The organism is Streptomyces sp. NPDC090088 (assembly GCF_044747345.1).
GTDB lineage: Bacteria > Actinomycetota > Actinomycetes > Streptomycetales > Streptomycetaceae > Streptomyces.
This window is the reverse complement of the sequence record NZ_JBIVDZ010000010.1, coordinates 428,599-453,115: the sequence shown is the minus strand read 5'-3', so window position 1 is coordinate 453,115 and position 24,517 is coordinate 428,599. Positions and strand designations below refer to the sequence as shown.

Here is a 24,517-nt window from a genome sequence, read left to right as displayed (position 1 = left end):
CGCTATGGGTGCGGAGACAGTGGATCTGCTGGTGATAGGCGGCGGTATGGCCGGGCTGTCGGCCGCCGCGAGGGTGGCCTCCGAGGGCGGCACCGTGGTCGTGGTGGAGAAGGCGGAACGCACCGGCGGTTCCGCGCGCTTCGCCGGTTTCGTTTGGACGACCCCGAGCGTCGAGGAGATGCGCCGGGTCAATCCGGACGGCGACCCTGAGCTGGCCACCGCCCTGGTGGACGGGTTCGCCGACGGGGTGGCCTGGATCCGGTCGCTCGGCGTGGAGTGCCGGCCGCCGGTGCCCGTACTGGGTTTCGGCCGGGGGCACCAGGTCGACACGAACCACTACCTGGACACGTGCGAGCGACTGATCCGCGACCGGGGCCAGGAGGTGCTGACGGGTACCTCGACCCGCTCACTGATCACGGAGAACGGCGTGGTCAAGGGTGCGGAGTGTGTGCTGCCGGACGGTTCCTCGCGCCGGTTCGGCGCCACCTGGACCCTGCTGGCGAGCGGGGGTTTCCAGGGCGACCGGCACCTGCGCGCGGAGCATGTCCACCCGCACGCCGCGGACATGGGGTTGCGGGCCAACCCGGACAGCCGGGGTGACGGTCTGGCACTCGGGCGTACGGCGGGCGCGGCGTTCGGCCCGAAGGACGCGGGGTTCTACGGGCACCTGATGCCGGCGGGCGTCTCCCTCGCCGATCCGGCACGCTTCGTCGACCTCGCCCTCTACTACAGCGAGCACGCCCTGCTGTTCGACACGACGGGCGAGCGCTTCGTCGACGAGACGGCCGGGGACCATCTGACCACCATGGCGCTGCTCGAACGCCCGGAGGCCCGCGGCCTGCTGGTCGCCGACGCGCGCGTGCACCGCGAGTGGATCAGCGCCTCGTACGTGGAAGGCATCCCCGGCGTGGACAAGTTCCAGCTGTGCCATCGCGCCGGCGCCCGCGCGGCGGTGGCGGACAGCCTGGACGACTTCACGTCGATGCCCGAGGAGTGGGGCTATCCCGGCGCCACGATCAGGGACCGTATCGAGGAGTTCAACGCCGCCATCGGCGCGGGCGGCACCACGACGCCCGGCCGGCTCCTGGACCGCCACCCCCTCGACGAACCACCGTTCTACGTCGTCGAGGCGGCCCCGGCGATCACGTTCACCTTCGGCGGCCTGCCGATCGACGCCCGGGCACACGTCCTGTCCGCAGGATCCGACGGACGGACCCCGGTCCCGGGTCTGCTCGCGGCCGGCGCCGACGCGGGCGGGCTGTACCGGCGCGCGTACGCGGGCGGCCTCGCCCCCGCGCTGGTGTTCGGCCTGGCGGCGGCACGGACCGCGCTCACCGGAACACCGCCGGCCGTCGGCGGCTGAACCCCGTCGCCCGCCGGGCACCGGCGTCCGCCACGACCGCGCGTCACAAATCCCGTGCACGAGGCTTGCCCGCTCGGCACCGGAATGCCTAGCTTACTGAATTGAGTTCACTTTGACTCTGCGGTTCGTGAGGTGATCATGCAGCTCGCACGCCTGGCGCGAACACGCTCTTTTCCGAAGGAGGGGCTGTGAGTCAGTTCCTGCTCGTCCTGGTCAGCGGCGTGGCCAGTGGAGCCGTATACGGTCTCCTGGGCCTCGGGCTGGTCATCATCTACCGGGCCACGGACGTCGTGAACTTCGCGATGGCCTCGCTCGCGACCCTGGGCCTGTACGTGGCGGTCTCACTGCACGACCGCGGTGTGGCGACGCTGCTGGGCGTCCTCGCCGCCGTCGCGATCACCGTGGCGGCGGGCCTGCTGGTCCGGGAGACGGTGATTCGGCCGCTGGGCCAGGGGCAGTTGTTCTCCGCCCTCGTCGTGACGATGGGCGTGTCCCTGGTCGCCGAGAGCACGGCCGGATCGATCTGGGGCGACCAGCCCAGGGCCTTTCCCAACCTGGTCGACGGGTCCGTGCGCTGGTCCGGCGCCGCGGTGCCGGTGCAGAGCCTCCTGACCATCGCCGTCGCCGCCGGGGCCATGGCCCTGGTCGGCTATCTCTTCGCCCGCACCACACTCGGCTCCGCCATGCGCGCCGTGGCCGAGTCCGCCGACACCGCCCGCGTGGTCGGGCTGAGCGCGCAGCGCCTGGCCAGGATCTCCTGGGCCCTGGGCCTCGGCCTCGCCGCGCTCGCCGCCTGTCTGTACGCGCCCCGCGCCGGCCTGGTGCCCACCGCGCTCGTCGCGCCCCTGTTCCGGGCCTTCGCCGGCATCTTCCTGGGCGGTCTGACCAGCATGTACGGCGCCGTCATCGGCGGGCTGACCATCGGCGTCCTGGACAACCTGGCGGCGAACTACGTCTCCGCCAGCTTCCGGGACACGTTCGTGTTCTCGTTCACCGTGCTGGTCCTGCTGATCCGTCCGCAGGGCATGTTCGGCACCCGCACCTTCCAACGGGTCTGAGGAGTCACGTCCATGGTCTTCAACCGTTCCCTCCTGGCGAGGGCCGCCCTCGGCCCGGCGGCCGGTGCGCTGCTCATGGTGGTCATGGCCGCCGGCGCGATCCCCGCGTACCAGATGTACTCGGTGGGGCTCGCGGCCGTGTACACGATCGTCGTGCTGTCGGTCGGCCTGCTCGCCGGCTGGTCCGGCATCTGGTCGGTGGGCCACCCCGCGTTCTTCGCCATCGGCGCCTACTTCGCCGCGTACGGCAGCGGTCACGACTGGTCGCTGGAGGCGGTGGTCCTCGGTGCCGTCGCCACCGGCGCCGCCCTGGGCGCCTTCCTGGGATACGCGGGTGCCCGGTTCTCGATGCTCTACATCGCCCTGCTGACCCTCGCCTTCACCACGGTGACCCTGGAACTGGTCAACCGCTGGAGCGGTGTCACCGGCGGCGACCAGGGAGTGCCGGTGGTCCAGCTGCGCAGCGCGCTCGGTCTGGGCACCGTCCTGGGCGGTGGCACCGGGGCCCAGTACCTCGCGGTCGGGGCCGCCGCCGTCGTCCTCGCGCTGGCCGTGCCGGCCGCCGCCTCGGGGCTGCGGATGCGACTGGTGGCCGCCAAGTCGCACCCGCTGGCCGCCCGTACGATCGGCATCGCGCCGGAGGCCCAGTCCTCGCTGTCGTTCGCCGTGAGCGGGGCGTGCACATGCTTCGCGGGCGTGCTGCTCGGACTGCTCACCGGGTTCGTCAGCCCGGAACCCTTCTCCCTCGCCTTCGGTATCTCGCTGATCGCGGCCTGTGTGCTCGGCGGGGTCGGCACGATCGTCGGCGCGGTGGCCGGCGGGATCTATCTCACCTGGAACCCTTCGCTGTCGTCCGCCGTCGGGCTGCCCCAGCCGGTCGTGCAGGGCATCGTCCTGATCGGAGTGCTCCTCTTCCTGCCCGGTGGAGCCGTACCGTTCCTCGCCAAGCCCGCCCTGCGCGTCCTGCGCCGCCTGCCGCGCCGACCGGACTCCCAGGACCCGTCACCCTCACCAGCACCGGAGGACCTGGCACCGGTTGCGCCCGCGTCCGAGGCCGCGGACGGCGACCCCGTGCTGCTGCACCTGGAGCACGTGTCGGTCTCGTACGGCGGTCTCAAGGCCCTGGAAGACGCCTCGCTGACGCTCCGGCAGAACGAGGTCCTGGCCGTCATCGGTCCCAACGGGGCCGGAAAGACGACCCTGTTGAACGTTCTGTCGGGACTGATCGGCAACGGCCGGGTGAGCGGGACCGCCGACTTCGCCGGGCGCCCCCTCCTCGGGGCCAGGGCCACCGCACGGCGGCGGCTGGGCATCGGCCGCACGTTCCAGCACGCGGAGGTCTTCTCCGAACTGACCGTCGCGGAGAACGTCCTGTGCACCCGCCGCCGTATCACCGTCCGGCATCGGGCCGAGGTCGCGCGGCTGCTGCGTTCCGTCGGTCTGGCGGACGTGGCCGACCGCCGCCCCGCCGAGCTGCCGTTCGGGCTGCGCAAGCGTCTCGACCTGGCCCGTGCCCTGGCCGAGCGACCGAAGCTGCTGATCCTGGACGAGCCGTTCGGTGGCCTCGACACGGCTGAACGCGCCCTGCTGGCAGGGCACATCCGGCGGCTGCACTCCGAAGGCACGGCCGTGGTGGTCATCGACCACGTCCTCGACGACCTCTTCTCCGTCGCCCACCGGGTGCTCGCCTTCGACTTCGGCCGCACGATCGGCGAGGGCACCCCGGACGCCGTGCTGCAGGACCCCAAGGTCCGCTCGTCGTACCTGGGCACCGTCGGCGGCAGGTCCCGGCCACCCGAGCACACGGGCGAACGGAGCATGGTGCGGCTGCACGGGGTCGGTCACGCGTACGGCGGCGTGACCGCCCTGCGCGACATCGAACTCGACGTCCGCCAGGGCGTCGTGCTGGGCATCGCCGGGGCCAACGGGGCGGGCAAGAGCACGCTGGCCGGCATCCTGCACGGCTCGCTCGCACCGACCCGCGGAGGCCGCGAGACGACCGGAACCGTGCGCACCAGCCTGGCGCCCGAGGGCCGGGCCCTGTTCAAGACGCTGTCCCTGCGCGAGAACCTCGAAGTCGCGGCGTACGCGGCGGGCATCACCGGTCCGTCGCTGCGCGAGCGGCTGGAGGAGACGGTGCAGTGGCTGCCGCCCCGGCTGCGCGACCGCATGTCCGCCCCGGCCGGCGCGCTGTCCGGCGGGGAACAGCAGATGCTCGCCATCGCCCGGGCCCTGATCGTCGGCCCGGACGTCCTGATCGTCGACGAACCGGCGCTCGGCCTGGCCCCGGCCCTGGTCGACGAGGTGTACGACCGGCTGGCCGGCCTGGCCCGCGACGGCCTGACGGTCGTCCTGCTCGAACAGCTGCTGAGCCGGGCCATGTCCGTGTGCCACGAGGTGGCCGTACTGCACGAGGGCGTCGTCGCGGCCCACGGGCGGCCGGGCGACCCCGCGTTCGAGGCCCTGGCCGAAGCGGCCTACTTCAACGGCGGCCCGGCAGCCGCCACCACCGCGGCGGCCACCGCCCGCACTTCCTGAGTCAAGTCGAAACCCGTTGTGAACGAGGTGGATTGTGTACCGGACAACAAGAAGGCTCCGCCGTGCCGCGGGAGCGACAGCAGCACTGGCCGTGGTGGCGCTGACCGCCAACGCGTGTGCCGGCCAGAACTCCTCCGGAGCCGCCGGCGGCAGCTCGTCGGAGATCCACATCGGGGCGTGGCTCCCGCTCACCGGTGCCACCGCCACGTACGGCGTGGCCGAGAAGGCGGGCGCCGACGCGTACTTCAAGATGGTCAACGCGCAGGGAGGGATCAACGGGCGCAAGGTCCTGTGGACCGTCAAGGACAACGCGGCCGACCCGCAGCAGACCGTGCAGATCGCCCGTGAACTGGTCGGCCAGGACAAGGTCGTGGCCATCGTCAACGCGAACGGCACCTCGCAGGCGGAGGCGGCCTTCCCGTTCGTGCTGAACCAGTCCAAGGTCCCCGTCCTCAACGAGGTGGGGGGCGCCGAGAACTGGTACAAGCCGCCGCGCCCGGGGCTGTTCGGCACGCAGACCCTCTACGAGGACCAGGCCGCGGCGGTCGCCGCCTGGGCGGTGCAGGACGGTGCGAAGAAGATCCTCGTCGTGCACAGCGACCCGGCCGCGTTCGTGGACGTGGCCAAGCAGGTCGAGCCCGTCGCGAAGAAGGTGAACCCGTCGGTCGAGGTCGACCGGCTGCCGGTCAAGTACCAGACCACCGACTACACACCCGTGATCAGCAAGGTGAAGTCCGCCGAACCCCAGGCCGTGATCCTGATCCTCACCTCCCCCGAAGCCGCCGCCTTCCTCAAGGAGGCGAAGCTCCAGGGGCTCTCCCTGCCCACGTACGCGTACGCGCCCGTCGCCGCCGAGTCGACGATCTCGCTCGCCAAGGACGCCGCCGAAGGCCTCAAGGCGGTCCAGCTGGTGAAGCCGCCGTCCGACAAGGACCCCGCCGTCCAGGAGTTCCGGACCGCGATGGCCAAGTACGAGCCCGGACAGACCGCCGGCTTCCTCGCCCTGTGGGGCTGGAGCAACGCCAAGGTGTTCGCCCAGATCACCAAGACCATCAAGGGACCCGTCACGTCCCAGGCCATCACCGCCGCCTATCAGAAGGCGTCCAAGGTGGATCCCGGGGTGTCGCCCGTCATGAACTTCAGCACGACCAACCATCTGGGCACCCGCAGCGTGCAGCGCGTCGTCGTCAAGAACGGCGTCTGGACATCCGTCGGCGACTTCTACACACCACCCGCGCGCGACTGAACGCGACGTGTTCCGAGGCCAGGGCCGCGCCCCGGATCGTCTCCGGCCTGCGGTGAGAGCCGCAGGCACACCATGGAGGGACGACGGAAGGTGCCGTCACAAGGACCGACGTGAGCGACGACCGGACGCCGCCGGACGGGAAGGAACTGGCATCGGCCATAGGGAGCGTGCCCAGGGCGGGGAACGGGGCAACCGACCGCGCGCCGGTCGCCTCGGCGTCCGGCAGCGCGTGCGGCGCGTGCCCGTGAAGGACGCGACCACTCACACGCCATGCTGCTCCGTCACGACCGCGGGTGACGGACCGTCGCAGTCGGCCGTTGACTGTGCCGGTCGGACACACCGACCATCGGCGTCGTCCAGCACGCCGGCCGCACGACGCTCCACGGTTCTCCTTCCGATCGATGGTCGGGACTTGGCGGCCGTCATCGGTCCGGTCGAGTCATCGGAATCTGAGGGTTTTGAGCATGTCTTCGAACCTGGTGAAGGCGGCCGAAGGGTTCTGAACCTGAGTAAGGTCGATCGTGGTCCATGCCACCAGCGGCCTGCCGGGGGCATCGACGACCGCGACCCGGAATGCGTAATCCGGCTGGAGCCCGAAGCAGTCCTTGTCGGGGTCCGCACGGGCTGTCGGACAGCCGAACGATCCATCCATCGGCTCATTCGTGGTACCGGTCAACAGTGTCGCCGCCCGGCCACCAACGGTCGCGGTCTCCTCGTCCCGCCAGTTGGCGTGGTACCCGGCCTGCTCATGCAGATATGCCACGTAGTCACTGTAGGTGGCGGGCGGCTTCCCGGGTCTTCCGTTGCCGCCCGGCCGGGAGGCGGGGACCGTGATCGTGAGCGGCGCCATGAAGGAGCGGCTTGTGTACGTACGCAAGGCACACGCACCCGCGGCGGAGACCGATATCCGACGAGCGCGCGTCAACCGCATCCGCCCCCTCCGCCCCCAAGGTCGTGAGATACGACTCTGAAGTCACCGCTTCGGACACGGCAGAGCCACAACGCACACATCGATCCCACTGGCCTCCGTGCCGCACGACGTGATCTGCAAACGACGTGCCCGGCGTACGCACGAACGGCACCGCAGCACGATCACGAAGAGGCCGTACGGACGGCAGAGGCGCTCCGACTGCCCTCCCGGGCCGGGTACCGCAGACGCCCGAGACCAAGGTTCCTGATCGGATGATCGCATCGGGGACGGTGTACGACGGCAGGACCTCGCGGCAGCTCGGGGCCGCCGAAGCCGACGAGCTGTTCCGCAAGCCCCGTTGCCGCAGCCTTTCGTGCTCGCGCGCGTGGAGTCCGGCTCGGGTTCTCCGCCGGGTGACAGCCTCGCGGACACGTTGGGCAGTGCGGGGGCGGACCATGTGATCCCCGCGGAGCCGAGGGTACCGACCGACGGCCCCTCGGCGGCTGTCACGGATAAGAGGTGGTGCGGGCGACATGGGCGTGAAGCAGGCGGGGCGATGATTCGAAACCGTGGCGGGAGTAGGCAGAGATCGCACGGGGGCTGGAGTGCACGGTGACGCGTTCGAGCCCGAGCTCCCGAGCACGATCCAGGACCGCGTCGATGAGCCGGCCGCCCAGGCCGCCCTCGCGTTCGCCGGGAACGACATACACGCACTGCAGATCGCCTGATACCCGTTGCAGGTGGCGCGGGCTGGGCACCCGCGGGAGGACCGCCAGCCAGGCCATGCCGACGATCACCTCATCGCGCACCACGACCATGCAGCGATGCGACGACGCGTTCTCCCTCGCCCACGTGACGAAGTGCCGCACGAACTCCGCACGCCCGGTGACGGGAGCATCCTGGTTCTCCAGGACCCACTGCCACCGGAGTTCAGCGACGACGTCCAGTTCACCGGAGACGGCCGGACGGATGACGACGTTGTTGTCCACCCGCGCATTGTGCGGTCATCCGGCCGCCGCCGTCATCACCGCACCACGGCCTGCATCCCGCGCCCTGGGTGGTCCCCGTTCGAGCCGCCCTCCGGAGTCACTTCACGACGCCTGATCTTCACGAATCAAGCGCGAACTGGCGCCGGTGGAAGTTGCCGGGTCCAGGGTCGCCCGCATGGCTGAGCCCTCCTTTCTGGCCGCCCGCCGAGGCACCACCACGGTGGGCACTCGGCACGGGCCGGGCAGTATGCCCACCGAGAGTCTGGATCCGAAGGCCGGTGCCTCGCAGGTGGACCGGGTGTGTCGGGATCAGTCGGACGCCTGGGCGGTGGCGGCGACGCGGAAGCCGACGGTCGAATAGCGGCCGGACGAATCGCGGCCCTCTCCGCGGTAGACGGCGGTGCAGCTGTTGAGGTTGGCGTACCAGGAGCCGCCGCGGACGGCGTTGACCTGCTGGCCCATCTCCCCGCCATGGGTGGCGGTGATGACCGAGGTGGTCCACTCCCAGCAGTTGCCGCACAGGTCGACGACGCCGTCCGTGCTCGCCCCGCCCGGGTAGGTGGCGACGGGCGTGGTGTAGCCGCCGGTGGCGGTCAGGGCGTCGTAGACGTCGGTGTAGATGAAGCCGGTACGACTGGCGGTGACGTTCCAGCCGGCGACGGTTCCGGTGCTGCCGATGGAGAGGATCTCGGAGATCGGGAAGCTCTGCCCGTACAGGTCGGATCCGGTGGCGGTGTAGGTGGCCGACTCGTCTCCGTGCTCGGCGAGTTCGTAGGCCGCGCAGACCGCGTTGTAGTTGTAGTTGCTGGTCAGGGTGGGGGCGTCGTAGACGGTGCCGGAGTCGTCGCCCCAGGGATAGGTGAGCGCGTCGGGGCTCGAGGCGGCGTTCTCCCATTCGGCTTCGGTGGGCAGGCGGAAGGTCCAGCCGTCGGCGTCCGTCTGGGCGTCGAGCCAGGCGCAGTAGGCCGTGGCGGAGTCGAGGGAGACCGCCAGCACGGGGTGGTCGGCCTTGCCGTCGGGGTAGGTGTCGCCGTCCCAGTAGTCGGGGGTGTCGTGGCCGGTGTCGGTGGCGAAGTCCAGGTACTGGGCGTTGGTGACCTCGTAGACGCCGAGCCAGTAGGCGGTGTCGATGGGCGAGGACTCGCCCGAGCCCGCCGTTCCGGAGAGGTCGGTGGCGAAGACGAAGGACGGGTTGGCGGCGATCGCGGCCAGCTCCTGGCCGGCGACGGTGGCCGTGGTCGCCGTCGCGGCGGCGGCGCGGGGCGGTCGTACGAGGGTGCCCGCAGCGGTGAGGCCGAGCAGGGTGAGGAGGGTTCGTCTCCTGATGTTCGGGGCGGTAGCGCGCATGGCGGCTCCTGAGGATGGTGTGTCGCGTGTCCCTACGCACCGCCGATGGTCCATCAACAGCCCTAATCTGTCGACACTTTGACCGTAACAGTCGCCTGAGTGTCCGCTGTGCCCGGCAAAGGGTCGACAGCAACACCGCCTGGGCCACGCCGAAGGACCTCAGTGTCCGAACAGGCTCAGTGCTTCCTGGATGAAGCCCCTGTACGTCTTCGTCTTCGCATCCAGGTGCTGGCCGCCCGCCAGGATGAGGTTGTGCAGGTAGTAGGCGCCGCTCTGGTCCGGCAGGTACTTCATCGAGAACACGCGGCGGACGATGGACTCGTCGCCGAGTCCCGCCTTCCGGTAGGCGGCGATCGACGCCTCGACCGCCGCTTCACTCTGCGCTGTGGGGTCGTCGAGGTGAGCGGGGTCCTGTGATCCGAGGATCAGGTCCAGGGCCTTGTCGTGCTTGCCGTCCACCAGGCGTGCGTAGCGGAGCGCGACGACCGGGTGCGCCGAGCCCAGCTTGCCGTCGGGAGGCAGCGGATAGTCCAGCAGGTAGTAGTCGGCGGCATCGGGGAGGACGGTGATTCCCCGCAGGAGCTTGCCGTCGGGCAGGTAGGAGCGCGGGCGGTCGCGCCAGCGACCGATCACGACGACCTTGACGTTCTCCTTGAGCAGCTTGGGAATGACGTCCTTGCCCAGCATCAGCTGGTGGTTCGTCGCATCGCGCGGGTATTCGTTGGTGTAGACGGCCTCGAACAGCACAAGGCCGCCGATCTCCTTGAGGTTGTTGCCGGCGCTGGTGAAGGCGTTGCCGCCCGACTGGCTGTAGGCCATCACCACCGGCTTGTCGACGGCGAGGTTGTCGGCGTCCAGTGTCGTGCCGTGGGTGTAGACGGTTCTGACGGCGTTGGCCGTCAGCTCGTCGAGCTTGGGCCGCAGGAGGACGCCGCCGTCGCCGCCGTTCATCAGCGGCACCAGCAGCACGTGGTTCTCGTCGTGGATGGCCCGCTCGAAGCCGAGGGGGACGTCCCAGTACTGAGGTACCGGATCCTTGCCGGGGAGATAGGACAGCACCCCCCTGAAGTGGTGCAGGGGGCCGGGCAGCGCGGCCGGGTTGCCGCGGAATGTCTTGCGCAGTTCGACATAGGGGCCGAGCAGCTTCTCGTACCGGTCGTCGGTGAGCGGCTCGGTCAGCAGTCTCGCCAGGATCTCCAGCCCCGACTGCAGGTTGTTGTCCGGGGTGACGACGGAGACACCGTGCAGCGAGGACCGTAGCCCGGTCAGGCTGTTCTCGTAGTAGATCGCGCCGTAGTCGGCCGGCATGATCATGATGGCCGGCTTGATCCGGGGAAGGCGGTACGTGCTGGCGGGCAGGACCGCGTACCAGACCAGCGGGTGGCCGCCGAGGCTCGCCAGGGCCCGGATGGTCCGGTCGGTGCCGCGCAGGAGGTTCATGGCCTGCGCCCAGGCCGAGCGACCGTGCAGGGCGTTGTAGAGGTCGGTGATGTCGACGAACCGCACGTTCAGCCCCACGGTGGAGCCGGTGACGTCCAGCAGCGGGTGGAGCGCCGGAATCCCCTTCGGGCGGCCGAGGGGGTCGTACGCAGGACCCTTGCGCCAGCCGAGCGGTACGAGCCTGCCGTCTGGCGTGACCGTGAACTCCTGCTGGATGCGGAGCAGCGGGTAGGTCGTGCGGTCCACGTCGACGCTCGCGTCGATCACCAGGCGCAGCCAGGCGGTGTCCGGCGCGAGGTCGACCGTGAACCCCGTGGACCCCACGGGCACCGGCAGGGGCTGACCCGCACCGGCGCCCTGGGCCCGCGTCTCCACCGTGGCCGTCCACTTCTGCAGCAGGAAGTGCGTCCACAGCCGTACGGCGGGGTTGGCGTTGACCACGGTCAACCGCACGGCGTCACCGGGCCCCGTCGGGCTCGGGGCACCGGGCGCACAGGCCGCTGCGATCACCGCCCGCATCCGTCGCCGTCACAACTGCCGCCCCGTCTTGGGGTCGTAGGTGACCTCGACGGCCACCACCTGGTCGGTGGGGAGGACTTCGGTCCACTGGTCGAAGATCTGGTAGGGGTCGGCGGGACGGAAGCCGCCGTCCAGGGGGTCGAAGCCGGTCTCGAAGACCCTTTCGGCGGCGAGGGTGCGGGTGATGTCGGTGTTACGGGCCTGGAGTTCGGCGGCGAGCGCCTGGAGGACCCAGCCGATCGACTTGCCCTGCCAGTCGGCCGGGTCGCCGGACTGCCAGGTGTAGTCCTTGTCCAGGGCCGCGTCGCCTTCGACACGGGCGCTGGACAGCCAGCCCAGGGCGTCGAGTTCATGGCCGGGACGTACCGGCAGCACGGCTTTGACCCAGGAGGCGTTGAGGAACTCGTTGCGCCGCTCGTCGCCGTCGGCCTGGATCAGCCAGCCCAGGGAGCTGCCGGTGGGTGCGGGCGGGGTGTTCTCGGTGATGAGGTAGTCGACCCGGTACTCCAGCTGGTCCTGGGGCGTCGAGGTGGTGGCGCGCGGCGGGTTCACCGCGCCGGTGCGGCTGAAGCGGCTGGTGACCGTGGCACCGCCGACGGGATCGCCGGAGGTGGCCTCCCAGTCGTGCGGCGGCACCGGGTAGCGGCCCACCGAGTCGGCCCCCGGCCATACGGCCGGGGCGGCGCCGGCCGGCGGTGTGTGCTCTTCGCCGGACGTACCCGTGGTGGGCGCCGGGTGCCAGTAGTCCGGCTCGACGAAGTACAGCATCTGGTCGACGTCGAACATGCCGCGGATCAGTTCGGCCGACAGGTGCCGCTTCGCGTCCTGGCCCGGGAACAGGTCGAGCTGGCCGATCAGGTCGGAGAAGACGCTGTGCCGCTCTTCCTTGCGGAGGTCCTCGGAGTCCCGCTGCCGGACCTTGGAGATCAGATCCAGCCGGTCGTGCACCGCCTGCGCGTACGCCGCGCGCTGCACCTTGGCCACCTCGCGCTCGTACACGGCGAGTTCGGCGAGGTACTGCTGCAGTGCGGGGTCCTGCTCCGGTGGCGGCGGCTCCCAGACGAGCGCGAGAGTGAACGCGACGTACGGGCCGCCCCCGAAGTGCACGTTGGTGCAGTTGACACGGAACCGGCCGGACGTGGGGTCCAGTACCTCGTAGGTGGCGAGGAACTTGGCGACCTGGCCGTTGCTGGTCGTCGCGGAGACCTTGCGGATCTCGCTGCCGGGCGCCGTGCTGAGTTTCCAGCCCGGGCCGGGCGGCGGCGCGGAGTACTCGAAGTGGGCGACGACGTACTCGTCCTCCTCGCCCCGCCACAGCCGGTCCCAGCCGTCCTCCTTCACCCAGTCGGCATCCTGGTGCGGGGCGTTCTTGCTGTCCGCGGTCTGCTGGATCGGGTAGTTGTCCGAGTACGTGACGTGCGCCTGGGCGAGGGGGGCGGGTTTGACCGGCTGCTTGAGAGAGGTCAGGTCCGGCGCGGGCACGACATGCACGAGTTCGCCCAGCCCCAGTGCGCGGCCCGGGTCGCCGACGAACACCTGCCAGCTCAACTGGGTGCCGATGTGCTGGAGTTGGACCCCGACCTTGCGCATCTTGCGACGCAGTTCGTAGTTGATGAGCTTGTCGGTGGTGTTCTGCACCACGTACCGGCGGCTTGAGGTGTCGGTGGTCTCGGTGACCGTCTTGAAGGTGGTCTTGAAGTTCCGGGTGATCTCGCTGCCGGCCTTGGAGCTCTGGGTCCGGGAGTGTTTGTGGCTGACCTCGGAGGACTTGTTCGTGGTGTTCTTGGTGCTGTAGCTGGCGCTGACGTCGGCGTGCACGATGCCGACATAGTTGGCACTGGCGTTCGACGTCACGCCCAGCGAGGTCTCGTTGGCGTTGGACTCCTTGACCGCGTCGGCGAGGTCGGTCTGGTCGGTCAGCTCCTCCTCTGTCTTGTGGGTGGACGTCTCGGACTGCTCGGCGGTCCTCTCGACCAGGGTGCGCCGGGTGGAGGTCTCCACCACCTCGACGGTGCCGCCCGGACTCAGCCACAGGTGGCCGACCGGTGTGCCGAGGAAGGTGTCGAACTCGAAGAAGTACTCCCGGAAGAGGTTGACCAGGCCGACCGGCGACAGGATGCCGTCCGTCGGCGGTAGGTTGCCCCACACCGCCAGCGGGGCCAGCGGCGCCAGGGGCCCCTCGCCGAGTGTGAGCCGTCCCGGGCCGTCCCCGCCCAGCGCTCCCTTCGGCAGCGGTGCGCCGAGCGCCGCGGCGGCCCGCGCGGTGGAGGCGTGGCCGAGCCAGCCCGGCAGGGGCTGGTAGACGCCGAACAGCTCGCTCGCGTACGGGACCGTACCCGCGAAGTCGCCGACCGGGCGGCCCGGGCCGGGGCCGGGCGCCGGGGCGGGGGCCGACAGGGTACCGACGTTGTCGCTCGGCCCCGAAGCACTGGTCGCGAAGGGCTTCACCGACCAGGGCCGGCCTGCCTGAGACTGCGTGACGAGCAGCAGTTCACGGTTCTGCTGGGCCTGCGGGGCGACGAAGGAGACCGTCTGGGTGCCCGTCCCGCTCACCGCACGTCCCACGTATTGGCGGCTGATCCCGTCATCGGTCTCCAGGAAGGTACCGGCCAATGCCGGTACGCCGGGGAACAGAGCGGGGTCACGCACATCCGCGTCCGCGGGCAACGCCAGCGCGACCCGCTGCCCCGGCAGCAGGTCGGTCGGCAAAGTCGGTTGGATCGTGTACGACCACACCTGCAGCCAGGACCCCGCCCCCGGTGCGGTGAGCGGAACCCGGCCCGTGAAGGTGACGACGAGTGTCATGACAGTTTCTCCCCCAATTCACACGCACAAACGGTCAATTTGCGCGTAAGTGCAGCCGGCACTCGTTCCGGGTGACCCACCGCCCACCACAAGGAGGAATCGAATATGTGACAATCTCCTAATCGGCCGCACGCCGGAAGGAAGATTGGGCGCGGAGTCACGTTAAAATCGATACCATGAATTGGTATCGATCCGAGAGCATTTCTGCGGATCTCCCTTAAATCTTCATACCCCCTTGGGCCTGCGAAGAACGGGGCATGCACGGGGTGGCTCTCAACCGCCCCGCTGCCTCCGGCACGCGCCCCCTTCAACTTCGGCTGCAGCGTTGGTCAGAGTCATTCGCGACCCTGAATTCCTTGCCGAGGGTGATCCGGCCGCTTTGAGGAGACCGTGACGTATCGGTGCGGGTCCTCACCCCGTTGTCGGACTGGGTGACACCGTGCTGTTCGCCGGCGGGGTGAGGACGACCTGCGGCTGGCCCGCGACTGCGGGCGGTGGGGTCAGGTCCTGGGCAGGAAGATTGGGTGCGGTGGTTTCCTGGACGAGAACCTGGTCGAAATCGACCAGCCCGGTCTTCTCCACGGCTGTGATGTGGTCCAGCACGATGCTGTTGGCCTGGTCGGCCAGAGCGCGCACCAGCGAGTTCCTCGTGGTGGTGAGGACGGCGGCGATCGTGGTGAGGAACTGGCCGTTCGTCGCGCGCACGGTGGTGGCCATGTCGGTGTCGAACTGTTTGCCGTGCTCCGTGTTCAGCCGGGACGTGAAGCCCTGCTGTTGAGGCGAGGGCTGGTCGGGCAGTGCGATGCCCAACTGATCGGCCGCGTCGCGGCAGGCGGCGTCCAACGCGGCGTCTCCGTCGACCAGGTGCTCCCCAGCGCTCCTGACCGCCTTCGTCGTCCCCTTCCGCAACGCCTTCTGACCGACGGGGTACTCCCACAGTCCGGCCGAGCGCACCTTGACCACGAAATCCCGGTCGGCCGCCGTCAGCGGCCCGGTCGCCGGGGTGGCGACGACCCGCTCGGGTGCGCTGCTGACCTTCTGGACTCCGAGCATGGAGGGGTAGAGGAGGGAGCCGAGGGTGATGCTGAGCGCACCGCCCACAAAGAGAGTTCCCGCCGCCGTCCGTGAAACGAGCACCGTGTCTCCTGATCCGGTTTATCGGATCCCGCACACAGGGACGTACGGATGCGCGGCCTCCGCAGATCCTTTTGGGCTCGTCATGGATTGGTAAAAGGATCGGTGATCGGCGAGCGTCTGACGAACCGCCGGTTCACTTGTGTCCGCTCAGCGGCGCGAAGTAGGGCCGTTCGGCCCTATCCACGGCCGGGGTAGGGACTGTTGGGCCCTATCGGGGCCGGGTGCCTCGTGGTCGATCATGGAGCGACGGTCGGAAAGGGCCAGGCCCATTCCCGCACTTCTGGTCCTTCCCGACTCGCCGACGACACCAACTGACGGAAGGACGCCGTTCGGTCGACGGGACATCGCAGTCTCCTAGGTGATCTGCGGGCGGACGAAGACCGGCTGACCGACCTCCGCCGCGGCGGTGAAGTATCCGTCGCGGGCCGGGGCGTCGAGGAAGCGGTCGTCGGAGCGGCGGTCGTAGACCGTCCTGCCGACGTGGCCCAGGTTCTTGGCGCGCGCGAGTTCGCCGACGATGTGCTCCGAGGAGGACATGGGGCGGGGTCGAGAGCGCCCGGGCGAGCGGCAAGGCTCAGGTGCCTTGCTCCGGCGTCGGGGGCAGCGGGTCCAGGACCGGAGGAAGGCATGCGGGTGGCAGGGATCGATGACACCGTCAGCCGCCTTCTCGATCCGGCGCGTTCGTCGGGCGTCACGCCGCTGCGGGCCGCCCAGCAGTTCGCCGGAACACGGCTCGCTGCCACCGCCCGGTAGCCGCGCGCCCCCGACGGCCGGGGCAACGGCGCCTTCGGCCGCTCCTACCGCGCACCGGGAACCCGGCATCGAGCCCCGGGGCTCACTCGTCGTTGACCCAGCGCATCAGTCGGCGCAGCGGGTGGAAGCCGTCGTGGGAGAGGCCCGGGGGCATGCCGCCCGCTCCGCCGAGGGAGACCACGCGCTGTACGCCGGCGCAGGCGAGGGCGTCGCGCAGGTCGGCCTTGCGGCCGGCGGGGTACACGCCGACCGTCTGGGTGGCGACCCCGGCGTGGGCGACGGCGTCGGACAGCGCGGCGACCGGGACTACGTTGACGATCTTGCCGTCGGGGTGGAAGTCCACCGGCTCCGGGGAGCGTACGACCAGGCCGTGGCCGTCGTATCCGCCCCACACCCGGTACTCGGGCGCCAGGGACCGCAGGACGTCGATCTCCTCGCGGAGCCCCGCCGGGACCCGGGGACCGTCGGCGGAGCTGAACTCCCTGGCCACGCCCAGGCGTTCGCAGAGCAGGGCGGCGTAGCGGTCGGCCTCCTCCTCGGTTCCCTCGACGAACTGGAACCGGCTGGCCACGCACGCCTGCTGGTTGAAGAAGGTGGCGTCGGCGGCGCCCGCGTCGGTCGCCTGGGCCAGAGTCTCGGCGGAGGCGAAGGCCTCCCTGCCGATCAGGGAGATGGACGTCTTGGGGTCGAAGGAGACGAGTTCGAACCCGGGACCGACGTACTTCAGGGCGCCCCTGATGGTGGCCTCGCCGCCCCAGGCGACGAGCTTGTCGAAGAACTGCGGGCGGAACAGCACGCTCTCCACCGACTCGTCGCCGCCGCGCCAGTACACGGCGGAGAACGAGCGCACCACGGGATGGCCGGGGGCCACGGCGGCCATGGTGCGCAGGATCGCGGTCGCGGTGAACAGGTCGTTGGAGGGGAGTTTGAGGAGGTTGACGCCCTTGGTGAGGGCCCCGCGGACGACGGTCTGGGCGGCGACGCCCGGGGCGTTGCCGGCGATGATGTGCACCAGGCGGGGCGGGAACGCGCGGGTCGCCGCGATCCGGCCCTCGGGCAGCCGTACCTCGCGCCAGCCGTCCAGTACTTCCGTGCCGCCGAGTTCGTGGTCGATCTGGGCCTGGAGGGCGGGCTCGCGGAAGCTGCGCCACAGGGCGGCGTAGGCGCGTTCGAGCACCTCCTCGGGGAGGGTGCTGACGTGGACCATGCGGTCGAGGGCCTCGGCGAGCAGGCCCTGCCGGTCCGACCTGAGCGCCTCGCCGGTCTCCACCAGCAGGTCGACGATCTCGGCGGCGGGGACGTGGAAGGCGGGGCCGGGTTCCGTGCGGGGCCACACCAGGCGGTCGAGGTCGAGGGTCGGTGCGGTGAAGGCGCCCCGGCCGTGCGGGGTGCGCGGGCTCTCGTCGACCTCGCCGCGGATCACATGGACGACGGCCACGGCGCCGTCGAGTGCGGTGCCGCTCATCCGTGGATCATCCCCCGTACGTAGGAGTCGAGCGTCGCGGCGCAGGTGATCTTGTCGTCGCCGCCGAGTTCGCCGTAGCGCCGGATGTCGGGCAGCACGGCCGGTCCCGGCCTGCCGCAGTCGCAGGGCGAGAAGTCCACGGAGACCTTGTCGCCGCTGATGAGTCCGCCCCAGCGACCGGAGAGGGAGACGTCGAGGAAGGCGAACCGGCCTTCCGTGACGCCGTGTTCGGAGTTCAGGAGCGTCTCGCCGGCTTGGTCGAGGACGAGCGGGATCACCCATGGGGGCACGTGGTAGCGGCCGTTCTCGCAGGCGAGGCAGGAGCCCTGGAGTTCGGTCATGCCGTAGCTGCGCACCCGGCGTACGCCGTCGTAGAAGGCGGCGAACTGCTGCTGGTAGTCGTCGGGCAGCGCGCGGCCCTTGTTGCCGCCGCCGCTGAGCACCAGGGTGTCGGGGTGCAGGCCGCCGTCGGCGACGCCCCGCGCGCGCAGGGCCTGGATCAGGGTGAACTGCTGGTTGTTCATGCCGGCGATCAACAGCGGTTCGTCGCGGTGCGCGAGGATGTCGTCGACGATCGCGGTCAGCGCGGCGTCCAATTCCTGCTCGCGGGCGGCCGACGCGGTCTCGAAGGAGCTGATCTCCCCTGGGGTCGCGGTGCCCTCGGCCATCCGCCGGCGCAACAGGGCGCTGCCCATCAGCTCGGACACCTTCAGCGGGGCCTTGGTGAGCAGCCGGGTCTCCCCCGGGCGCGCGAAGACGTCCGCGTGCCAGCGGAAGCCGTCGATGGAGCGCATCGGGCCGCTCGCCGGGGCCAGCAGGTAGCCGCGGCGGGTGGGTTTCGGGGGCAGCGGGTCGGGCCAGCAGGTGAGGTTCTCCAGGACGGCGTGCAGGAAGTCGAGGTCGTCGGTGTCACAGTTGAGGAAGGAGACCTTTCCCGAGGTGCCGCTGGTGATGTAAGGGCGGTGGCCGGCCGCGGTGATGCGGTCGGTCCACTCGTCGATGTCCGTGACGCCCTCGACGTCGACGTCGCCGGGTTCGACCACGGAGACGGTCGAGTACCAGCGCAGGAGCCGGTCCCACCGGCCGTTCTCGATGAGGGAGACGGGGTACGACTTGTAGCTCGTGTGGGAGAAGAGCAGCGGTACGAGGTCGGGGAGAGCGGTGATCTCGTGGACGCCGGTCTCCTGCGCCCGGGTGCGCAGCAGCGGGATCCGCTCGCGGTGGGCGGTGAAGGCCTCCCGCGCGGCTTCCAGTTGCAACTCCCGCACTTCCTGGGCTGGTTGACGGAATGTGTCGCCGGACCGGACCAGGGCCCGGATCTGTTCGCGTGCGCTGGGCACGGCATCCACCTCATTCGGTCATGACGCGGGGTTCTTGGTGAGATAGGAGGACTCGAGCGCGTCGAGGTCGGCGCGCAGTTCGGCCGGGGTGCCGGCCATCTCGACGCGGCCCCGGCGCAGGACGTAGACGCGGTCGGCGATGCCGAGCACCTTGCGCACGTGCTGTTCGACCAGGAGCGCGCCGAGACCCTGGTCGGCCGCCTCGCGGACCACGCGCAGGAGGCGGTCCACGACGAGGGGGGCAAGGCCGAGGGAGAGTTCGTCGGCGAGCAGCAGCCTGGGCGCGCGGCCCAGGGCTCGGGCCAGGGCGAGCATCTGCTGTTCTCCGCCGGAGAGCATGCCCGCGCCGATCCTGAGCCGTTTTCCGAGTTCCGGGAACAGGGACAGGGCCTGGTCGGTCCGGACCCGGCCGACGCGCAGGTTGTCCGTGGTGTCGAGCCCGCTGAAGACGGCCCGCTCGCCGACGTAGGCGAGGCCTTCGCGGGCGCGGCGGTGCAGGGGTGCCCGGCCGGGGGCGCCCAGCCAGCGCAGTTCGCCGCTCATGGGGGCCAGTTCGCCCGCGAGGACGCGCAGGGTGGTGGTCTTGCCCGCGCCGTTGGGTCCGAGCAGGGCCACGACCTCGCCGGGGCGGACCTCCAGGTCGAGGTCGCGCAGTACCGGCCGGGTGCCGTATCCGGCGGACACGGCACGGGTCTCGATCAGGGGATGTCCGTTGTCGTGCACGGGCGTTCTCCTGTCAGCCGGCCGACGCGGCCGTCAGGATCTTGCGAACGTCGACGAAGGTGGATCCTGACTTCGCCCACTCGATCTTGCCGTCACGGATGGTGAGTTCGGTGGCGGTGGTGTTGTGGATGCGGTTGAGTCCCTTGATCGGCAGTGCCGTCGACGCCTTCCAGTTCAGCGGCGGGGTGAGGCCGCCGGTGCTGATGCCCTGCGCGGTGTTCAGCTCCTTGACGAGGGCCTCGGCCGAGATGGCCGGCAGCTTCTTGACGGCCTCGGTGAAGACCGTGAACGCCACCCAGGTCGTCTCGTTGGCGCCGTTGGAGGTGTCGATGTCCTTGTCGCCGGAGGCGGCCTCGGTGAAGCCCTGCCACGCCTTGTCGGAGACCGGCGGGTAGTAGCCGGTGATCACGGCGCCCTCCAAGGGGCTGCCGCTGCCGCCGGTGCTCGCGGCCAGGTCGGGGGTGAGGTTGCCGACGACGCTGCCGAGTTTCGTCTTCGCCCCGGACTGCACGTACGCCTTGACGAACAGGTCGGAGTGGGTGCCCAGGATGACGCTCACGCAGTCGCTGCCCTGGGTGGCGGCGGCGACCTGCGGAGCGAGGTCGGTGGCCGTGACCGGCACCTTGAGGTCCTTGGGGGCGCTCCCGCCGACGGAGGTCGCGCCGAGGGTGAGGAACTGCGAGACGATGGCCGCCGCCGCGAGGTCGTAGCGGACGCCGGAGATCTTCTTGCAGCCCGACTGCACCAGTTGCCGGCCGTGCGCGGCGAACACCGCGGGCGTGCCGCCGTTGACCGGGTACGACAGGGGGTTGGAGAACTCGGCGGCCGAGACGCCGGTCCCGCCGAGGTAGGGGATGCCGGCCTTCTGGAGGATCGGCATGTAGCGGTCCCCGGCCAGGCTGTAGGAGCCGACGACGGCCACGACCTTGTCGGCGACCGCCTGCTGGGCGCACTTCTCCGCCTCGTCGGGATCGTTCTTCTCGTTGCAGGTGATGACCTTGAGCGGGGCGCCCTTGATGCCGCCGTTGGCGTTGATCCACTTCTCGTAGGCCTGTGCGGTGAGCCGGACGCCGGGCTGGGCGCTGCCCTGGGTGTCCTCCGGGTTCCAGACCATCACCTTGACGGGCGTGCCCTTCAGCGACGAGGTCTCGGCGGAGCTGTCGGAGGCCGACCCTCCCCCGCAGCCGGCGGCGAGCAGGGCTCCGGTGACGGCGAGTGCGCCCGCAGCGGCGGTTCTGTGTCGGCGTGACTGGTTCATGGTTCCTCCGCGAGGGTGCTGGGCCGAGATGCCGAACAGCATGGAGGCGGCGGATTGTTTAGTGAAGTACTCTGGACACAATTATTTAAATAATTACTCTGTCTGTCTGGAGGTGCCACAGATGGACGACATCCTGCGTTTCGCACTGCTGGGACTGGGCCTCGGTGCCCTGTACGCGCTCACCGCGCACGGCATCGTGCTGGTCTACCGGGGTTCCGGCGTGCTCAACCTCGCCCACGGGGCGATCGGCATGGCCGGGGCCTACCTGCAGTGGGAACTGGCCACCCGGCACGGCATGCCGTACTGGCCGGCCGCCGCCTGCGGGGTCGCCGGCTCCGCGCTGCTCGGACTGCTGACCCACCTGCTGGTGATCCGGCCCCTGCGCCGGGCCTCCACGCTGGCCCGACTGGTGGGCACACTGGCGGTGTTCATCGTGCTCACCGCCGTCGCCGTCCAACGGTACGGCGACAGCCTGCAACTGGTGCCGGGCAAGCTGCCGACCCGGCTGCTGACGCTCGCCGGGGCGACGGTCTCCGAGGACCGGCTCTGGCTGCTGGGCATCGCGGTCGCGGTGACCGTGGTCCTCCATCTCGTGTACCTGCACACGCTGTTCGGCCTGGGCACCACCGCGGTCGCCGAGCACGAGGGGGCCGCCGCCGCGCTCGGCTGGTCCCCCGGCCTGGTCGCCGCCGCCAACTGGGCACTGGGCTCGGGACTCGCCGGGCTGACGGCCATCCTGATCGTGCCGGTCATCGGACTGTCGGTGACCGGGCTGACCACCCTGCTGCTGAGCGCGCTGGCCGCCGCCCTGGTCGGCCGGTTCACCTCGTTCCCCGTCACGCTGGCCGGCGGCCTGGGCATCGGGGTCGTGCAGTCGGAGCTGACCCGGTTCGGCTCCGGCGTCACCGGGCTCGCCTCCTCCGTGCCCTTCCTCTGCATCGCTCTCGTGCTGGTGGTCCGCGGCCGGGCACTGCCGCTGCGGGGCACCTTCCTGGACCGGTTGCCCGCGCTGGGCACGGGCCGGGTGCGTCCGGTGCCGCTGGCCGCCGCCGTCGTGGTGGGGCTGGTCCTGGTGGCGGTCTCCTCGCCGCTGTGGGCCGACGCGATCACCAACACGCTGGTGCTCTGCCTGATCATCCTGTCGATCGTCGTGGTGACCGGCTACGCGGGGCAGGTCTCGCTCGCCGCCTACGCCCTCGCCGGGACCGGCGCCTTCATCGCCGGGCACGCGGCGGCCGACTGGGGCTGGCCCTTCGAACTCGCCCTGCTCGCGGGTGTGATGGGGACCGTGCCGATCGGGCTGCTGTTCGCGCTCCCGGCGGTCCGTACCCGCGGGGTGAACCTCGCCATCATCACCCTCGGGCTCGGCACCACCCTGGAGGCGATGGTCTTCCAGAACACCGATCTGTCCACGACACCGGGCAGCGACGGCATCGCGGTCGGCAAGCAGACCCTCTTCGGCATCGCCGTCTCCGGGGTCGACCATCCGCAGCGCTACACCGCCGTGGTCCTGGTGGCCTTCGCCGTCACCGCGCTGGCGGTCGCCAACGTGCGGCGCGGCCGCACGGGCCGCCGACTCGTCGCCGTACGGGCCAACGAACGGGCCGCGGCGGCCCTCGGCATCGACGTCCGCGCGGTCAAGCTCTACGCCTTCGGCCTGTCGGCGGCGATCGCCGCGCTCGCGGGCGTACTGATCGGTTTCCGGTCGACGTCCGTGGTCTTCGCCGACTTCGCGAGCTTCGACTCCATCACCGCGCTCGGACTCGCCGTCATCGGCGGGATCGGCTACCTCGTCGGCCCGCTGTTCGGTGCCACGTTCGCCGCGGGCACGGTCGGCGCCCGCTTCGGGGACCTGCTGCTGCCGGGGTTGAGCGACTGGATGCAGCTGATCGGTGGGATCGTGCTGGTGCTGACGCTGGTCGGGAACCAGGACGGCATCGGGCGCGAAGTCGGCGGGCAGGCCAGGGAACTTGAGCGCAGGCTGCGCCGGGGGCGCCCGGCCGTCCCGCCCGAGCCGAGCGAAGAGGAAGGGGAGCTCCAAGTGACCCGTGCCGCGCAGCTCCCCCTGCGGGTGCGGGAACTGACCGTGCGCTACGGCGGTGTCGTCGCGGTCGACAGGCTCTCCTTCGACGTCGAGCCCGGCCGGGTCGTCGGCCTCATCGGGCCGAACGGCGCCGGCAAGACCTCCGCCATCGACGCCGTCACCGGCTTCACCCGGGCCGCGTCCGGCACCGTGCACCTCGGCGACCGGGACGTGACCCGGATGCCGGTGCACCGGCGGGCCGGGGCCGGGCTGAGCCGGTCCTTCCAGTCGCTGGAGCTGTTCGAGGACATGACCGTCCTGGACAACCTCTACGCCGCCTGCGACCGGCCCGGGCCGTGGGCAGGCCTCACCGACCTGGTGCGCCCCGGCAGTCGGCCGCTGCCCGCCCATGTGCTGGTCGCCGTGCGGGAGTTCGGGCTTCAGGACAGCCTGGACCGGCCGGTGGGCGACTTGTCGTACGGGGAGCGGAGGCTGCTGGCCATCGCCCGCTCGGTGGCGGCGTCGCCGTCCGTGCTCCTCCTCGACGAGCCGGCCGCCGCCCTGTCGGACGACGAGACCCGGGAGCTGGCGCGGCTGGTGCGACGGCTCGCCGACGAGTGGGGCATGGGGGTGCTGCTCGTCGAGCACGACGTCGACATGGTGATGAGTGTCTGCGACGAGATCGTCGTGCTCGACTTCGGTCGCCGGATCTGCGCCGGCACCCCCCAGGAGGTGCGCCGGGACCCGGCGGTGCGGGCGGCCTACCTGGGCGACCTGGAGCCGGAGGCGCTGTCCTGAGGCCGGCTCACGCGTCGCGCAGGTCGGCGACGTAGGGCTGGTGGGCCAGGAGGCCGCCGTCGACGCGCAGGGTGTGGCCGGTGATGAACGCGGACTCGTCGGAGGCGAGGAAGACGACCGCCGCGGCGACGTCCTCCGGCCGCCCCAGGCGCGGGGTGAGGTGGTGGCGCAGCATCGCGTCGCGGATGCCCGCGTGGGCCGAGCCGGAGCTCGCCGGGGTGACGATGAACCCGGGCGCGACGGCGTTGCAGCGGACGCCCTGCTTGCCGTACTGGGTCGCGACGTACTGGGTGAGGTTGATCAGCGCGGCCTTGGACGCCCCGTACGCCGGATTGCGCAGGTCGCCCGCGAGTCCGGCGCCCGAGGAGGTGTTGATGATCGAGCCGCCACCGCGCGCGATCAGGTGCGGTACGGCGGCCTGGATCGCGACCATCGTCCCGCGCAGGTTGATCCGCATGGTGTCGTCCCAGACGGCCGGGTCGGCCTCGGTGACGGCGAGGTCCTGACGGGCCGCCAGCCGGGTGGCCGCCGCGTTGTTGTGCAGGACGTCGAGGCCGCCGTACGTCTCGACGGCCGCCGCCACCATCGCCCGTACGCTGTCGATGTCACCGAGGTCGACGGCGACGGTGATCGCGGAGCCGCCGGCGGCCCGGATCTCCTCCGTGACCACCTTCGCGCCGTCCGGGTCAAGATCGGCCACGACCGTGCGGGCGCCCTCGGCGGCGACGCGGCGGGCGGTGGCCGCACCGATGCCGGAGGCGGCCCCGGTGACGATCGCGATCTTCTCGTCGAGTCGTCCCATGGC

General features: G+C 70.7%; 17 protein-coding genes. 5 read left to right on the top strand and 12 right to left on the bottom strand.

The window, feature by feature from the left end; genetic code table 11:
• Positions 1-4 precede the first annotated feature (4 nt).
• The 4 genes from ACIPSJ_RS41675 to ACIPSJ_RS41660 all read left to right on the top strand — a co-directional run bounded on the left by ACIPSJ_RS41675 (position 5) and on the right by ACIPSJ_RS41660 (position 6,205).
• Positions 5-1,363 (top strand): FAD-dependent oxidoreductase, encoded by a 1,359-nt coding sequence (locus ACIPSJ_RS41675; protein WP_401353794.1) that lies wholly within the window; start codon positions 5-7, stop codon positions 1,361-1,363.
• A gap of 188 nt (positions 1,364-1,551) precedes the next feature.
• Positions 1,552-2,421: a branched-chain amino acid ABC transporter permease gene (locus ACIPSJ_RS41670; RefSeq protein ID WP_355721450.1), complete on the top strand. Its 870-nt coding sequence runs from the start codon at positions 1,552-1,554 to the stop codon at positions 2,419-2,421.
• A gap of 12 nt (positions 2,422-2,433) precedes the next feature.
• Positions 2,434-4,959: an ATP-binding cassette domain-containing protein gene (locus ACIPSJ_RS41665; RefSeq protein WP_401353792.1), complete on the top strand. Its 2,526-nt coding sequence runs from the start codon at positions 2,434-2,436 to the stop codon at positions 4,957-4,959.
• Between the two features lie 91 nt (positions 4,960-5,050).
• The gene (locus tag ACIPSJ_RS41660) at positions 5,051-6,205 is read left to right on the top strand and encodes an ABC transporter substrate-binding protein (RefSeq protein WP_359218468.1); all 1,155 of its coding nucleotides are present in this window, start codon (positions 5,051-5,053) and stop codon (positions 6,203-6,205) included.
• Between the two features lie 439 nt (positions 6,206-6,644).
• Here ACIPSJ_RS41660 and ACIPSJ_RS41655 read toward each other — a convergent pair whose 3' ends face one another.
• The 11 genes from ACIPSJ_RS41655 to ACIPSJ_RS41605 form a co-directional block, all read right to left on the bottom strand.
• Positions 6,645-6,968, bottom strand: coding sequence for a hypothetical protein (locus tag ACIPSJ_RS41655; protein WP_401353789.1), 324 nt, complete (start codon positions 6,966-6,968; stop codon positions 6,645-6,647).
• Between the two features lie 653 nt (positions 6,969-7,621).
• Positions 7,622-8,104: a GNAT family N-acetyltransferase gene (locus tag ACIPSJ_RS41650; RefSeq protein WP_401353787.1), complete on the bottom strand. Its 483-nt coding sequence runs from the start codon at positions 8,102-8,104 to the stop codon at positions 7,622-7,624.
• Between the two features lie 309 nt (positions 8,105-8,413).
• Complete coding sequence (locus tag ACIPSJ_RS41645; protein ID WP_401353785.1) at positions 8,414-9,451, bottom strand: formylglycine-generating enzyme family protein; 1,038 nt, start codon at positions 9,449-9,451, stop codon at positions 8,414-8,416.
• A gap of 159 nt (positions 9,452-9,610) precedes the next feature.
• Positions 9,611-11,344, bottom strand: coding sequence for a hypothetical protein (locus ACIPSJ_RS41640; protein ID WP_401353783.1), 1,734 nt, complete (start codon positions 11,342-11,344; stop codon positions 9,611-9,613).
• 75 nt (positions 11,345-11,419) lie between these two features.
• Positions 11,420-14,215, bottom strand: a complete 2,796-nt coding sequence (locus ACIPSJ_RS41635; RefSeq protein WP_401353781.1) for a hypothetical protein — start codon at positions 14,213-14,215, stop codon at positions 11,420-11,422.
• 411 nt (positions 14,216-14,626) lie between these two features.
• Positions 14,627-15,316 carry a DUF4142 domain-containing protein gene (locus ACIPSJ_RS41630; RefSeq protein ID WP_359218635.1) on the bottom strand — a complete coding sequence of 230 codons (690 nt, stop codon included), beginning with the start codon at positions 15,314-15,316 and terminating at the stop codon, positions 14,627-14,629.
• Between the two features lie 390 nt (positions 15,317-15,706).
• Positions 15,707-15,889 carry a hypothetical protein gene (locus ACIPSJ_RS41625; RefSeq protein ID WP_359218456.1) on the bottom strand — a complete coding sequence of 61 codons (183 nt, stop codon included), beginning with the start codon at positions 15,887-15,889 and terminating at the stop codon, positions 15,707-15,709.
• Positions 15,890-16,187: 298 nt separating this feature from the next.
• Entirely contained in the window at positions 16,188-17,570 is a 1,383-nt protein-coding gene (locus ACIPSJ_RS41620) for an acyl-CoA reductase (RefSeq protein ID WP_401353778.1), read from the bottom strand.
• A complete protein-coding gene (locus ACIPSJ_RS41615) occupies positions 17,567-18,910 on the bottom strand; it encodes a hypothetical protein (protein ID WP_401353776.1) in 1,344 nt (447 codons plus the stop codon). Before ACIPSJ_RS41615 ends, ACIPSJ_RS41620 begins: the two co-directional genes overlap by 4 nt.
• Before the next feature lie 18 nt (positions 18,911-18,928).
• Positions 18,929-19,633, bottom strand: a complete 705-nt coding sequence (locus ACIPSJ_RS41610) for an ABC transporter ATP-binding protein (protein WP_401353774.1) — start codon at positions 19,631-19,633, stop codon at positions 18,929-18,931.
• 13 nt (positions 19,634-19,646) lie between these two features.
• Positions 19,647-20,891, bottom strand: coding sequence for an ABC transporter substrate-binding protein (locus ACIPSJ_RS41605; RefSeq protein WP_401353772.1), 1,245 nt, complete (start codon positions 20,889-20,891; stop codon positions 19,647-19,649).
• A gap of 28 nt (positions 20,892-20,919) precedes the next feature.
• On the opposite strand from ACIPSJ_RS41605, the gene ACIPSJ_RS41600 reads away from it, so the two are divergent.
• Positions 20,920-23,712, top strand: a complete 2,793-nt coding sequence (locus ACIPSJ_RS41600) for an ATP-binding cassette domain-containing protein (protein WP_401353770.1) — start codon at positions 20,920-20,922, stop codon at positions 23,710-23,712.
• 7 nt (positions 23,713-23,719) lie between these two features.
• Here ACIPSJ_RS41600 and ACIPSJ_RS41595 read toward each other — a convergent pair whose 3' ends face one another.
• Positions 23,720-24,514 carry an SDR family NAD(P)-dependent oxidoreductase gene (locus ACIPSJ_RS41595; protein ID WP_401353768.1) on the bottom strand — a complete coding sequence of 265 codons (795 nt, stop codon included), beginning with the start codon at positions 24,512-24,514 and terminating at the stop codon, positions 23,720-23,722.
• Positions 24,515-24,517: the final 3 nt, after the last annotated feature.